A 639-nucleotide genomic window follows, 5' to 3' on the forward strand; every position below is an offset into this window, starting at 1 on the left:
GTAGCGACGCATGGTGAAGAGAAGACAAACAGCAAGATAACATCGCTTTCCAATGGAGACATTAGTGCTACTTCAAGTGATGCTGTAGCGGGTAACCAGCTATATGCTCTAGGGAGCGGTGTTGCGCAATCTTTAGGTGGTAAAGCTAAGTATGAAGGTGGCACATGGACAGCTCCGACTTACGAAATCTCTAATGTTTCTGCAGATGGTGATGTGGAAAAGACGAGCTTCAATGATGTTGGTAGCGCCTTTGCGGGTCTTGATACGAGTGTCAAGAATGTGAACACTCATCTGTCTAATGAGGTTAAAAGGTTTGAGGATAAAATAAGTAATATTACTCAAGCGGTTAATGGTGATGCTTTATTATGGAGCGACGCTGCACATGCCTTTGTGGCGACGCATGGGGACAGTAAAGAGAACAACAAGATTACGTCTCTTAAAAATGGAGATATTAGTGGAACCTCAACGGATGCCGTAACGGGTAACCAGCTTTATGTCCTAGGTGATAAAGTTGCGCAATCTTTAGGTGGAGGAGCTAAGTATGAGGATGGCCAATGGAGCGAACCTAAGTTCACGGTTAAAACAGTAAAATCTGATGGTACTGAGAGTGAGGAGAGCTATACAGATGTGGCTTCAGCG

The 639-nt window shown here is 44.4% G+C and carries 1 pseudogene; it reads left to right on the forward strand.

Features of this window, described 5'->3' with window-relative positions:
- Nucleotides 1-639 (forward strand): annotated as a pseudogene (locus ACFIK3_RS09770) (hypothetical protein); the annotation flags it as partial.

The organism is Bartonella sp. CB10SXKL (assembly GCF_042195515.1).
Taxonomy (GTDB): Bacteria; Pseudomonadota; Alphaproteobacteria; order Rhizobiales; family Rhizobiaceae; genus Bartonella.